Genomic DNA, 13,846 nt, shown 5'->3' with positions numbered 1-13,846 from the left:
GGCATTTGCAAAGATATAAGATCATCAGGCTCATAGGTAAAGGAGGAATGGGTGAGGTGTACCTTGCCTATGATACTGTGTGCTCGCGGCATGTTGCGTTAAAAAATATCCGCAAGGACCTTTCTAATAATACACTGTTGAAACAACGTTTCCTTAGGGAAGCAAAGATTGCTGCGGATCTTGTGCATCCTGGAGTAGTTCCTGTATATACGATCTGTAGTAACCAAGATCCAGTATACTACACCATGCCTTATATTGAGGGTTATACCTTAAAAAGCTTGCTCAAAAGTGTATGGAAACAGGAGGGACTTTCTAAGGAGCTTGCGGAGAAAACCTCTGTAGGAGCATTTTTATCTATTTTCTATAAGATCTGCGCGACTATATCCTATGTGCATTCTCGGGGAGTTCTCCATCGGGATCTTAAACCTGACAATATTCTTCTAGGGCTCTTTGGTGAAGTGGTGATTTTAGATTGGGGCGCTGCGGTATCCCGTGTATGCTTAGAGCCCCAGTGCATGAGTGAACAGAAACTCTCCCTTGGGGAATCTCCTCAGCAGATGACAGTCTATGGAAAATTAGTAGGAACTCCCGATTACATGGCACCGGAGCGTCTTTTAGGAAATCCAGCCTCAGAGAGTACGGACGTTTATGCCTTAGGGGTGATTTTGTATCAAATGTTGACTCTGTCATTCCCTTATCACAGGGCGCGCGGGAAGAAAATCCTTAGGGAGCCTGTGTTAATTGCTCCTCCTGAGGATGTTGCGCCTTATCGGGAGATCCCTCCGTTTCTTTCATCTGTGGTGATTAAGGCCTTAGCTGAAGACCCCAGTGTTCGCTATAGTTCTGTCATGGAGCTAAAGGAGGATATTGAGAGGTACGTGCAGGGGAACCCCAAATGGATACATAAGAAAAACCTTGATCCTCAGGGGAGGCAGAGCTGGAAGTGGTGCGAGCCAATTCTTTTATCGAAATATTTCCCCATGTTGGAAGTGCTGCCTTCTTCATGGTATCGTTTAGCGATCTCTAATGTGGAAAGCTTCTCAGAGGTTCGTCTGGAGTGTACGCTTTCGCGACGTGGGGTTGTTGAGGGGTTCGGGGTTCTTCTTCCTCCTTCTGTAAACTCTATCGATAATTCCTTTTATCGAGGGTATGGTTTTTGGCTTCAGATGAAGGAGAACGTGCTTTCTGTGTCTCTCGTGAAAAACGGGCTAGAAATTCAGAAGATCTCTCAGGAGATCTATGGTCAGAAAGAGGCTTTTTCTATAATTTTAGAGAAGTGTAGCAATAGCCTATCTCTTTATATAGATAGCGCTCTGTGGCTTGTGTATGTAGATTACATGCCCAGCCGTGGCGGGCATATAGGCGTTCTTGTTCAAAATATGGAGGAGATTCTTGGAGAAATTGGGGTATTTGAAAGCAGTGGATCTTTGCATGTTAATTGCCTTGCAGTTCCTGATGCGTTCCTTTCCGAGAAACTCTATGATCGTGCATTAGTGTTTTATAAGAGAATAGCGGAGTCTTTCCCTAGACGTAAGGAAGGATGTGAGGCGCTATTTCGAGCTGGCATTGCTCTGATGGAAAAGGCATCCTTTGAGGATGATCTTGACGGCTTTTCCTGTGCCCTTGAGGAGTTTTCTCTTTTACATCAAAGTGTCCTTGCACCCTTAGAGTATTTAGGAAAAGCTCTTGTCTATCAAAGACTAGGGGAGTTTCATGAGGAAGTAAAGAGCCTTTTGTTAGCATTAAAGCGCTATTCACAACACCCTGAAATTTCTCGGCTTAAGGATCACCTTATTTATCGTTTATATGAGAGTTTGCATAAGCGTCATAGCGTTACGATGGTGTTTCTTCTTCTAGTGCTTCAGGTTGCTCCCGAGCTGATCTCTGTAGGACAAGAAAAGACTTTCCTAGGCTACCTTAAAGATAAGCTTCAGAGTTCTTTGTTGTATCGCTTGGGGATCGCGCCTCCTCAGCTGCGTTCTTTGAAAATGGAGTTATTTTTGAGTCTCTGGTCGGGATTTATGCCGCTTCTTCCGGAATTGTTCCAAAGAGCTTGGGAGTTGCGGGATTTTCGTACCCTTGCAGAGATCTTTTATGTCGCTGCAGAGATAAAATATAGTGAGTTTTTAGAGCTGTATGCTGAGGAGTTTAAACGCCGCGTTCTTAGTATAGAACTCTCTCAGGAAGCTGTAGAGATTGCCCCAGAAAAGATGTATGTTTTCATAGAAGATCTGCAAAGTATCCTTAAGGGAGATGAGGGACTCTCCCGCATTGAAATGTTACCTCCTGAGCTGATCCTTTATCTTTTTGAGCTGTTTGCTAATGAGGCAATGATTTGTTCTCAGGGGGAGAGGATCTTAGAGGTGCTTCCTATGATAAGAAAACACCTTCCTGAGGCTTGGGAGAAGCTCTATCTCTTACCTCATGAAATCCGTGCAAGATTATGGATGCATGAGAAGCAAGAAGCTTATGACTTAATTAATCTATATGATCCTGAGTTAAGACAAGATCCTTGTCACGAGGTGTTTGTTTTGTACGGCTGCTGGCTTGCCCTTGCAAAAGGGCAAGAGCATGCCGAAGCGCATTTTCAGAAGGGAGGGAACCGAGAGTTTCTTTTGCCCTGTTCCTTGTTAGCTCGCGAATGCATCTCTCCTGGAAGCATTATGGGGGGGCTTTCGTTTCGGGAGCGCCAACTGCTCTTGTCGCAGAAGTTTTTATATGCTCACTGTTTAGGCCTTGAGAAAGAGCGTGATGTATGCAGAGCCTCTTATGAGAGACTATTTCAGGAGCGCCCCCTTTAAAAGCGTAGATAGTTTTTAAGGATCGAGGTAGTACTAGAAGGGAGTTCTTTCGGGGGACCACAAAAGAGAAGTTTCCCTCCCTCTTTTCCGGCTTTAGGGCCGAGTTCAATAAGATAGTTGGCGTACTTTAGCATTTCTATATCGTGCTCTATGAAGAAAATTGAGTGGCCAGAAGCTGCAAGTTCATGAAATTTTATGAGGAGCTTACGCTTTCTTAAGGAATCCAGAGAGGAAGAGATCTCATCCATAAGAATTAGCGTAGGCTTTTTTAAAGGTAGGTAGAGGTTTTTGGCAATTTTTAAGGACATATTTTCGCTTTGTGAGAGGGAAGAGAGCTTTTCTCCAAGAGGGAGATAGCCAAGGTTTAGTTGTTGCAGAGCCTGCAAAGCAGGTTGGATTTTCCGAATAAAAGGGAACATCGTAGCGATAGCAGAAATAGGAGCATGAAGTAGCTGCCCAAAGTGCTTTCCTTCATAGGTTACCTCCTGTGCTAGGGGCTGTATGCGGTATCCTGAGCAGGTAGGGCACTGGCGTTTTTCCAGAGCATAAAATGCGCGGTCTATAAGTTGATAGCCCATGCCTAAGCAATCCGCACACTGGCCTTTTTTTGTATTTGTGCTGAACATCGTCTCAGAGATCCCCAGAGCTTTGGCTTTTGTTAGCGAAGCATAAAATGCACGTAAATGCGGAGCGATATCGAAATAGGTGCTAATATCGGAGCGCTGAGAGGAAGGTAAAGAATGGGAATCTAAAATAAGAATATCAGAAAATATCGAGGAAGACTTCTGACGCAGAGCTTCTTTGTAAAAGCCTTCAAGCAGAAGAGAAGTTTTCCCTGATCCCGATACTCCTGCAAGGGCAACAACAGAACGTAAAGGAGCAGAGACTTCGAGATTTTGAATGTGATGGATGGAGAGGTTTACAGCTAATTTAGGTAAGGATGGGTCCACAGGAGGGATAGAAATTTCAGGGAGAGGAGTTTCCTCAGGGGAACACAGGAAGCCTCCTTCAGGACCGGAGTTGGGACCAAGATAGAGGCTATGATGTGCATAGGGAGCAAGAAGGTTCCCTCGATCTGTTGCAATAACGGTATTGTGATTAGAAACAAGAGTATTTAGCAGCGCAAGGAGCAGTGGGAAGTCATGGGGATGAAGTCCCTCTAGGGGAGATTCGAGAAGATAGACAATATCAGTAAGGTTAGAAGAGATTTTTTTTGCCAAATGGAGGCGATAGCGCTCTCCTTCACTTAAAGTGTCCTGTGTTTGCTTTAAGGAGATGTAGTCAAGACCGACTTGTTCAATAAAGGAAATACGAGTTTTTAGATCTTGAATAAGGAGCTTTGCACAATCTTCTCGGATTTCTTGGAGGAAGCGTTTCAAAAAGGTCGTATCTTCCTGATAGATCTCTGGCAGAGATATAGCATTGATACGGACATTGCGAGCATAGTCATGAAGACCCCAACCTTCACATGCAGAGCAGACCTCCGAAATAAGGAAGGGCTTAATCAAAGGATCTGTATAGCTTATGTGTTCTTTAAGAAGTTCTTCAAGTCCTGGGTATTGAGGAGTCCCTAGACAGAGATTCTGGAAGTCTTTCTCGCTAAGATCTTCTATAAGAATGTTTTGCGGGATAGGGAGAGCTTTAAGAGTGGAAGAAAGAAGAGATTTAGGGATGAGGAATGCTAGGAGCTTTTCTAAGGTATAGTGGCGGAGTTTTTCTTTATGGTGGTGGAGGGAGAACGTCAGGAGTTTCCCTGAGCCGCGGCATTGCTGGCACTGGCCTTCTTTGTGGTCCCTGGAGAGGAGATCTCTAGAAATTTCAGGATAGGAAATTCCTAAGGAATCTTGCCAACTTTGGGAGTAGGGAAGCATATGGAGACGGTCATGATCATGGATATAGAGTTTAGGAGTTGGAGATAGGGATAGAGATAAAGATAATGCCGAGAGTAGGGAGATCTTATTTTTAGGGGAGATTTTTATATGTTGTACGACAAGAGCAGGATCCTCAAGAGGGAAGGAGAGAGGATCATCAAGATCAAAGATTTTTCCATTTGCGAATAGCTTTAAGAAGCCCTCTTTACGTTTTGCCTGGAGGAAGAGCTCGAGATTCTCCTCAGGAGGCAAAGGTGCCGTCACAGTAACATAGAGATCTAAGGAGTTCTTCATTAGGGTATCAATAAATCCTTGGGGAGTGAGTTTTTCTAACTTTTCCCCAGTAATAGGGGAGTGGGGTTCTCCAAGAAGAGCAAACAGCTTTTCCAAACTATCGCTAATATCTAGTGCTGAAGCTAGGGTGTGACTGGAATGACGCTGAGTTCCTCGTTTTCTTACAGCTACTACGGGAGAAAGCCCAAGGACCTTCCCCACATGGGGACGAGGAGTTTCCTTAAGGAGCTCCTGACGGATATAGGGAGGGAAAAGTTCCGCATAGGCAATGTTCCCAGAAGCATAGAGAACATCAAAGACTAGAGTGTGCTTCCCTGATGCTGAGGCTCCCCCTACGGAAATTAAGGCGTTATTAGGAAGAGAAAGGTTTAAGTGCTTGAGGTTGTGGTGATAGGCATTTTCAATAAAGATGTTCTGGTTGCTTTTCAAAGAAGGTGTTTTAGGAGGGAGTTTAGGGGGCTGGGAGCTCATAGACATATAAGGAGCAAGACATTGTGCTGTGGGGGTAGAGAGCTTGATGAGTTCCCTAGGGGAGCAGGAGGCGATGAGATACCCTCCCTTCTGTCCTCCTTCAGGACCGAGTTCGAGAACATGGTCAGAAACTTTTACGACATGCATGTTATGTTCTATCACGATAACCGTATGTCCTTGGTGAGTGAGCGAACGTAGAACCTGGATTAAGGCAAGGATATCGTGGGTGTGCAGTCCTGTCGTAGGCTCATCAAGGACATAGAGAGTGGGTTTTGATGAGCACAAAAGAAGCTCATAGGCAAGCTTTAGCCTTTGAATTTCCCCTCCAGAAAGTGTAGATAGAGGCCTTCCCAAGGGGAGGTGATCCAACCTTAGGGAGTTTAACGCATGGAGCTTTTCGTAAAGGGAAGGGAGGTGAGAGAAGAAAGTAGCTGCTTCATAGGAGGTCATTGCGAGAACCTCAGCAATATTTTTTCCCCGATAGGTAACTTCGAGAATGTACTTTTGGTAGCGGGAGCCGTGACATTCGGGGCATGTTGTCGAAGGCTCATCTTCAGATAGAGAAATCTCTCCTAATCCGCGACATTCTGTGCAGGCTCCTTGCGGGGAGTTGAAGCTAAAGTGGGACTTCGTTAGCCCTAAGGATCTGCTATGGGATTGAGAGGCAAAGAGCTCGCGAAGTGTGTCAAAAGCTTTTATGAAAGTGAGTGGAATGGAGCGTGAGGAGCGCCCAGGGAGATCCCGAGAGATATGGATGAGCCTAGAGATGGTGCCATGTTCAAATGATAAGGTGTCAGGGAGTTGTCCGCTATGTAAGAATGCTTCCACAGCAGGGACTAGAGTGTCGTTAATTAGGGAGGACTTCCCTGATCCTGATACGCCGGTGACTGTGGAGAGCCGCTGTAAGGGAAGACGTATGGAGATGTTCTTTAAGTTATTTGTGGTGGCGTGAGTTAGCGAGAGCCAAGATGAGGCTTTTTCTCGAGGTTCAGGAATGGCAATAGAAAGCTCGTTTCTTAAGTGCTTTGCTGTGAGAGATGTGCCGTAAGAAAGAAAGTCTTGAGGGGTGCCATTAAAGAGAATTTTCCCCCCAAAGATTCCTGCACCAGGGCCAATGTCAATGATTCTATCCGCGAAAGAAATCATCCTCTCATCATGCTCTACGAGAATGATAGTGTTCCCCTGATCGCGGAGTTTTTCGATCATCGAAATGAGCTTGTCCGTATCTTGGGGATGTAAGCCTATAGAAGGCTCATCAAGAACATAGGTAATTCCCCGAAGACCAGCGCCGAGATGTTTTGCAAGTGCAGTGCGTTCTTGCTCTCCTCCAGAGAGGGTTGCTAAGGAGCGGTTTGGTGTGAGGTAGCCCAAGCCTAATTCCACAAGGAAAGAAAGCCGCTGACATAAGCCTTCGAGAATCTCCTTTGTAGAAGAGGATTTTGTTTGTGAAGAGAGAAACGCGAGCCATTCAGAAAGGGGAAGCTGTTGGAACTCAGAAAATGTCTTCCCCTTCCAGGAAGCTGCAGAGGCATACTCATGAATTCCTGATCCATGACATTGTGAGCAGGTATGACATGTAGTTCCCTCAGGAAGCTGACTCGAGGGTTGTTTGGCATAGCGTACCTTATCTGCGATCTCATTAAGAACCCCTTTCCAAAGCTTGTAGGAAAGAGAGCGTTTCCCTGTAACAGGGTCAAAGAGACGGACAGGAAGAGCAAGATGTTTATCTCCCCATAGGAAGGTGTTTTGGATGTGTTTAGGAAGAAGTTTCCAGGGAGTATCTAAGCTGAAATGTAACGCATCGGCTAAGGCTTGATAAATCGTATGAGTGAGATAAGTAGAACAATTTCCTGCTAGGGCGCAGCAGTTTTCTCGGATAGAAAGGGTTTCATTGAGAAGATGGGGATCTTGGATGGTGATGTGTAGGCCAGAGCCTTGACATAAGGGGCAGCGGCCCTGAAGACTTGTTGGGGAGAAGTCCTGAGGAGTGAGGGGGGAGAATGTGCGGCTGCCAAGGTGAACTTGTGTAGAAAAGGAGTGCCGTTTTTGACCGATAAGAACAGAGCAGGAGCCTTCCCCTAAGGCTAATGCTGAAAATAGACTCACCTTTAACCTTGCAGAGTTACTTTCATTTTTGATGAGAGAGTCCAAAATGAGTTCGGCTGGGGAATCATCGGGAATTCCAGAAGAGAGAAATTCATATATAGGATGGGATTCTCCAAGGATAGAGACTTTTGTGAGACCTTGCCGAATGTAATTTTGTACTCCCATAGGGTCTTTGTGGAGAAGGGGAGCAAGAAGAGTAAGAGAGGTATTTTCAGGGAGATCTTGTAAGGTAGCGAGGATCTGCTCTTTACTTTGGATATTTAAGGTGTTAAGAGTTTCGGGATCTCGGGCTTCACCATCTAGAGCAAAGAGAAGAGCAAGGTGAGAGAAAAGTTCTGTAGTGCTTCCTACAGTGGCATGGTGATGATGGGCAAAGTGGTTTTGTTTTACGGCAATTGTAGGAGAGAGTCCTTGAATGCTTTGGACTTTAGGATTAGGAAGAGAGGTTTGCGTTGTGGAGAAAAATGTTGGTAAAGTTGCAATGTAGCGTTTTCTTCCTGCAGCATAGATTGTGTCGAAAGCTAATGAGGACTTCCCTGATCCCGAAACGCCAGTGAGTAAAACGATTTCCCCAGAGTGAAAAGTGACGGAAAGATTTTTGAGGTTTCTTACGGTAATTCCAGAAAGATGAATAGGAAGTGGTGTCATGGGCTCTTTCTTTAGTAAAAACTTTTTGAACGCGATAGGTTAGTATAGGAATGTTTCGACGTAAAAAGAGAAAAATACGAATGGGTTTTACTTGGGGTATTTCTGAGTACAAATTAAACGTAATATAGTATATTCCTGCAAGATCCTTGAGGATTTAAATAATCTATGCATACCTTAGAACATCTAAGGTAGTCATTTGGGAGTTAAAGAAAGAACGTTATGGTTACACGAACAAAGATTATTTGTACTATAGGGCCTGCAACAAGCTCTCCGGAAATGCTAGAAAAGCTTATAGATGCAGGTATGAACGTTGCTAGGTTAAATTTTAGCCATGGCACGCACGAATCTCATGGGGAAACCATACGAACCCTTAAGGAGCTTCGCAAAAAGAAGGAGGTTCCCTTAGCAATTATGCTGGATACTAAGGGACCGGAAATTCGCTTAGGGAGGATCCCTACGCCCATTCGGGTGTCTCGAGGGCAGAGAATCCGCCTTATAGATAAAGATATAGAGGGGTCTCTAGAACAGGGAATTACATTAGTTCCTAATACGATTTTTCCTTTCATTCGTGAAGGCGCTCAGGTGCTTATTGATGATGGGTATGTGCATGCAAAAGTAGTTTCTTCACAAGCAAATAGCTTAGAGTTAGAAATTCTTAGTGATGGAGAGTTAAAGTCTCATAAGTCGTTGAGTATTCGTGATATTGAAGTTTCTCTGCCATTTATGACGGATAAAGATCTTATGGATCTAAAGTTTGGCGTAGAGCAGGGAGTAGATTTCATTGCGGCATCTTTTGTACGTTGTCGTGAGGATATAGAATCTATGCGTAAGAGCCTGGAAGATTTTGGTGGTCCAAAGATTCCCATCATTGCAAAGATTGAGAATCGTTTAGGGGTGAAGAACTTTTCTGAGATTGTTGAATGTGCAGATGGGATTATGATTGCCAGGGGGGATTTAGGAATCGAGCTTTCTGTTGTTGAGGTTCCACATTTACAGAAGATGATGGCTAGAATTTCTCGAGAAGCCGGTCGTTTTTGTGTTACGGCAACGCAAATGTTAGAATCTATGATTCGTAATGTCTTACCTACACGCGCGGAAGTTTCTGACATAGCCAATGCGATTTATGATGGTACTTCTGCTGTGATGCTTTCTGGAGAAACAGCTTCAGGAGAGCATCCAATTTCTGCTGCATGCATGATGCGTTCAGTAATTCAAGAAACAGAGAAAAACCTTGAATATGCATCTTTTTTAGATTTGGATGAAAGCCGCTCTGTTGTTAAAGTTTCTCCTTGTTTGTCTTCCATTGGAGTTTCAGGAATCCAGATCGCAGAAAAGGCCGGAGCAAAGGCTATTATTGTTTATACGGAATCCGGAAGTACTCCAATTTTCTTATCAAAATATCGTCCAAAATTTCCCATTATTGCTGTCACTCCGGAGCTTTCTCTCTATTATCGCTTAGCTGTAGAGTGGGGAGTTTATCCTATGTTGACAAGGAAGGAAACCGACCGTATGGTATGGAGACGAGAGGCATGCATTTATGGTATAGAACAAGGGATCTTGTCGAACTATGATAAGGTTTTAGTGTTTAGCCGCGGAGCCTTCATGAAGGAAACGAATAACCTAACCTTAACCGTCGTGAATGATATTTTAACAAGTTCTGCAGCGAACTAGTTCGCATGGCTTTTTTTAAAGAACCTTTCTAGGGAAACTTCTAAAGAGTCTTCTTGATTGGGGAGCTGCTCTTTTAGGGAGTTCTCCGTATATGTATGCAAAGATCCAGTCTTTTTAAAGTGTTTGTGCATAGATTTTGGACAGTTTTTAAGGTCAAAAACAGCCACGAAGCTGTTAGGCACCTCTAAGAGGTCATGGTAGCTTTTTAAGGGTAAGATCTTATAGCAAGATAAACTACTGTCAATACAGATTTTATGAATATTGGGAGTGAATACCGCTAAGGTTAAAGAAGCCCCAGAGAACTTTTGCCCCAAGCTGCTCAAGAAAGAATGGTATTTGTAAAGAAGGGTTCCTGAAACTATCACCAAAATATGGCTATAGCGGTACTTCTTTTTAAGCTGAGGAGAGAGCTTGCGTTTCCAGCGTTTATGTACCCAAAGCCATTGCTCTGGCTTGCATGCAATACCCTTTTCTAAAAACCCCATGAGCTTATCCATGAGCTGCGAGGTAGCTTCTTTCATAGGCAAGCTTTTGTCAGCATAGAATTTTTTACTTGGAATAACAAGGTAGTCTTGGGAGCGTCGGTAGACGCTAATAGCTAAAACTGGAGCTCCGGTTTTATAGGCTAACAATGCTGGAGATGTTGTTGTAAAGGCACACTCTCCAAATAAAGGATAGGAGTAAGAAGACATTAGCAAGGCTTGGTCCCCGACAATCCCTACAAGATGGCCTTGCTTTAAGGTTTTTATAGCATGGTGGATACCCTGCTTAGGGCCTACAATTTTACCTTTATAAATTTCTCTTAAAGAAAAGATCTTTTTATTAAGTTTTTGATTTTTTATTGATTTTGCTAGGGCTAAGCCAGGATAGTCCTTGGTGATGTAAAGAAAGGGCAGCTCCCAATTTGCTTGGTGTCCACAAAATAAAATAACCCCTTGTTGTTGATCGAGCTGTTGGAAGGTCTCTTTAATCTCTTCAGGAGAGAGAACTTCCTCAGGCAAAAAGCCTTCAGGAGGATTTTTAGGATCCTGAGCTATAGTAATGATCTTTTCGATTTTCTTTACGATCTTTTCCATTGTTAACAACTCCAGCCCTGTTAGCATAAGGTGCTGGAGAGACTGCTTTGCTAGGGAACGTCGTTCTTGAAAAGTTTTTCTAGGAAACGCTAAGGCTAAATTGGTGAGGGCTGTTTTCCTATAATCAGGAATACAATAGAAAGCTATAGACCCTGCAAGACGCGACAGGGGAAAAAGAAGCCTATTAGGCAAGCATTTAAGTAAGGCCATGAGCCCTAAAGCTGAATAATAAACAGGCGCTTCTAAAAGATATTGCGTTACTTTACGAAATACATGCCACATGATGAATCTATTAACTTCAAGCCTATATACCATAGGGTTAGATTACTAGACAAACAGAAGTCATAAATTATATAAAATTATTTGATTCGATTATTTACTCTGAAACAGCCAGAAGAAAGAGAGAAACCAATGAGGGCTGCAAGAGGCAATAGAGCAATTAAATGGATGCTTGAGCCAAATGCAGGATCAGGAATTTGAATAACATTTGCACAAGATAATCCGAAAACTATAGAAGCTCCAAGAGCTAAAATAGCAAAAACGATACCAAAAATTATGGTCACGACTTTTTTAGGGGTGGGATTTTTCGTACAGCAGCAAGAGGTTTTCACTATACATTCAAATACAGAGCTAAGGCAATTCGTTAGACACATAAAAACCTCTTTTAATTTGGCCATAAAAATTTTTAAGAAACCATAAGAAAAAAGCAACGACTATTACTAAAAATTAGGAGATAGGCGTGTATTTATAGAGTAACGCCAAACCAAGAAAATTATGGCTTACTCTTTTTTATATACCTTGGTAGTTTCTGTAGATTTAGCTTGAATAATCACTTTATTATCTTGGATTTCTGCAGAGAGATTTAAGGGAGAGCCATCTTTAGTAAAGAGTGACAGCTTTCTTAAATATTCTCTAAAACGATGCCGAATACTTACTTCATCAATAAGAGCTAGGTCGTGTAAAATTCCATATTCCTGAGCAATAGTTTCTTTTAAGAACGTATCCTCTAATGTTTTTTCATCCATGAATTCTATAGCCCACCCTAAAGGAGAAAGGACAGAATTTGGAGTCATTGTGATGGTAATAGCAAGGTTATTTTTAACTACATCTAAGAAAAGTCTACTGACTTCTTTAACGTATAGGGGAATGTTAACTTGAAAGATTCCTTGATTAAGTACAATGGGATCTTTAGGATCTAAAGTATAGACCTGAGGATTTACAGTGGAGAGATATTTCACTGGGAAAAAGAGAAATATCGGCAGATTTAAATCCAAAGGAACAAAATTTTGCTTTAGGAACAGCAAGCGTAAGAAATCTGCTTGAGGATCGTTAAGGTTGACATAAGCATTCTCAAAGGGAATAAGAATTTTTTTCCATTCTTCAGGAACGGGGAAAATGATTTCATCATGATTCCCCTGAGCTATGCGATTTCTTTCAAGCTCCTCAAAGGAAACCTTATTTAAATTAAATGTTAATTCCAGATCTTGTTCTTTAAGAGCTTGAACATATTCTTTTGGGCCGCTCACTTTTTGATGCAGAATTTTTGGCCAGACATCCAGATATTCGTATCCCTTAGGAGGGCTTCCTATCGGAGGTGTAATGATTAATGTTACGTCCTCAGTGACATATTGCGTAAGTTGAATAAACAAGTCATTAGTAGCAATATGCAAGATCCCCTTGCTGATGTTAGATTGTTCAGAACAGACAAGGTTATGTTTGTTAATTTTAGCTATCCAGCCTTCAGAATGGCCTGCAGCGCTAATGACTACCTCTAGATTTGAAGAGCGTAGTTCTTGAATTGTACTTTTATGTCCCGTGATTGTAAGGGAGACTTTTTTGTTTAATAACCCATTCTTTTGTAGGCCAAGTACAGTTTGTTCTGGCTCCAAATCCACAATACGCACAGGAATATTTGTAAGAGTACGTGTTACAGTAATGCTCTGCCCCACAAGGAACCAGATCAACACTGCAAATCCTAAAGAAACAAGCTTTTTAAACCAGTTTTGTATACATAGATGGGAAAAATACGCCATTACTTTTTCCAAATCCTAGAAAATAGAGTTTTGTGTTTTTTTTCTTTAGGAGAGAGTATGCTGCGTAGTACAGCTTGGAACCTATCCATCTTTACCCCTCGAGTTAGCAAGCCATCTCGAGATAAAGAAACATTTCCATTTTCTTCAGATACTGTAATTACTAAGGCATCGCTGCGTTGACTTGCACCAAGAGCTGCGCGATGCCGAGTTCCCATGGATCTCGAGAGCTGCGAGGTGTCATGAGCCAAAGGCAACACAACCCGAGCATAGGCGATCGTTTCACCCCTAAGGATTACTGCCCCATCATGTAAGGGAGAAGAGGGATCAAAAATTGTTTCTAAAAGCTCCTCGGAAAAGTCTGCGTTAATTTTTACTGAAGAAAAACTCAAGTACTCATCAAAAAGATCTTGCCGTTCTAAAACTACTAATGCACCAATCTGACGTTCTGATAGATGGTAAATACTTGAGGTAAGATGCTCTACGAATTGGTCATGCGTATTGATAAAGGCGAATTTTTTACCCCGGAAGCGTATTCGAGATAAAGCAAGGCGAATTTCTGGTTGGAAAATAATAAAGGCAACGATTGCAAAGACGTTGGCCATGTGTAACATCAAGCGGCGGATAATGGGGAGGTTGAACTTATCTGCAAGAGCAAAAAAGAACATAAATACAAGTAGTCCAAAGACTACATCCATTGCTCGAGTTCCCCAGAAAAACTTAAAGAGATAATCAAGGATGATCCAAATCAAAAGGATTTCTACAAGAGGGATTATGTAAAGAGTAAAGTCCAGGGGCATAGCGTACTCTTATAGAATGTTTTAAGGGGGTAAAAGTTTACCGGCTTATAGAGGGGGTCCCTGCAGTATAACATGGCG

General features: G+C 42.7%; 7 protein-coding genes. 2 read left to right on the top strand and 5 right to left on the bottom strand.

Going from position 1 to position 13,846, the window contains the following annotated elements:
- Nucleotides 1–5 precede the first annotated feature (5 nt).
- Nucleotides 6–2,801, top strand: a complete 2,796-nt coding sequence (pknD, locus tag G5S_RS04580) for a serine/threonine-protein kinase PknD (RefSeq protein WP_013713047.1) — start codon at nt 6–8, stop codon at nt 2,799–2,801.
- Here pknD and uvrA read toward each other — a convergent pair.
- The gene (uvrA, locus tag G5S_RS04575; protein WP_013713046.1) at nt 2,798–8,191 is read right to left on the bottom strand and encodes an excinuclease ABC subunit UvrA; all 5,394 of its coding nucleotides are present in this window, start codon (nt 8,189–8,191) and stop codon (nt 2,798–2,800) included. The two genes, pknD and uvrA, sit on opposite strands and share 4 nt — an antisense overlap.
- A 219-nt stretch (nt 8,192–8,410) precedes the next feature.
- Here uvrA and pyk point away from each other — a divergent pair, with 219 nt between their 5' ends.
- Nucleotides 8,411–9,862 carry a pyruvate kinase gene (gene pyk / locus G5S_RS04570; RefSeq protein WP_013713045.1) on the top strand — a complete coding sequence of 484 codons (1,452 nt, stop codon included), beginning with the start codon at nt 8,411–8,413 and terminating at the stop codon, nt 9,860–9,862.
- On the opposite strand, the gene G5S_RS04565 is transcribed toward pyk, so the two are convergent.
- The 4 genes from G5S_RS04565 to cdaA all read right to left on the bottom strand — a co-directional run bounded on the left by G5S_RS04565 (nt 9,859) and on the right by cdaA (nt 13,768).
- Nucleotides 9,859–11,220 (bottom strand): LpxL/LpxP family acyltransferase, encoded by a 1,362-nt coding sequence (locus G5S_RS04565; RefSeq protein ID WP_021756760.1) that lies wholly within the window; start codon nt 11,218–11,220, stop codon nt 9,859–9,861. The two genes, pyk and G5S_RS04565, sit on opposite strands and share 4 nt — an antisense overlap.
- Before the next feature lie 77 nt (nt 11,221–11,297).
- The gene (locus tag G5S_RS04560) at nt 11,298–11,591 is read right to left on the bottom strand and encodes a hypothetical protein (protein ID WP_013713043.1); all 294 of its coding nucleotides are present in this window, start codon (nt 11,589–11,591) and stop codon (nt 11,298–11,300) included.
- Between the two features lie 126 nt (nt 11,592–11,717).
- Nucleotides 11,718–12,971 carry a YbbR-like domain-containing protein gene (locus G5S_RS04555; protein WP_013713042.1) on the bottom strand — a complete coding sequence of 418 codons (1,254 nt, stop codon included), beginning with the start codon at nt 12,969–12,971 and terminating at the stop codon, nt 11,718–11,720.
- On the bottom strand, nt 12,971–13,768 hold the full coding sequence (gene cdaA / locus G5S_RS04550) for a diadenylate cyclase CdaA (protein ID WP_013713041.1): 798 nt from the start codon (nt 13,766–13,768) through the stop codon (nt 12,971–12,973). Before cdaA ends, G5S_RS04555 begins: the two co-directional genes overlap by 1 nt.
- Nucleotides 13,769–13,846 lie beyond the last annotated feature (78 nt).

It is taken from the genome of Chlamydia pecorum E58, assembly GCF_000204135.1.
GTDB lineage: Bacteria > Chlamydiota > Chlamydiia > Chlamydiales > Chlamydiaceae > Chlamydia > Chlamydia pecorum.
This window is presented reverse-complemented; position numbering and strand designations above follow the sequence as displayed.

What these genes read in the sequence shown, in the direction of transcription:
- cdaA (WP_013713041.1), bottom strand. Translation starts at nt 13,768, where the DNA reads ATGCCCCTGGACTTTACTCTTTACATAATCCCTCTTGTAGAAATCCTT.
- uvrA (WP_013713046.1), bottom strand. Translation starts at nt 8,191, where the DNA reads ATGACACCACTTCCTATTCATCTTTCTGGAATTACCGTAAGAAACCTC.
- pyk (WP_013713045.1), top strand. Translation starts at nt 8,411, where the DNA reads ATGGTTACACGAACAAAGATTATTTGTACTATAGGGCCTGCAACAAGC.
- G5S_RS04555 (WP_013713042.1), bottom strand. Translation starts at nt 12,971, where the DNA reads ATGGCGTATTTTTCCCATCTATGTATACAAAACTGGTTTAAAAAGCTT.
- G5S_RS04560 (WP_013713043.1), bottom strand. Translation starts at nt 11,591, where the DNA reads ATGTGTCTAACGAATTGCCTTAGCTCTGTATTTGAATGTATAGTGAAA.
- G5S_RS04565 (WP_021756760.1), bottom strand. Translation starts at nt 11,220, where the DNA reads ATGTGGCATGTATTTCGTAAAGTAACGCAATATCTTTTAGAAGCGCCT.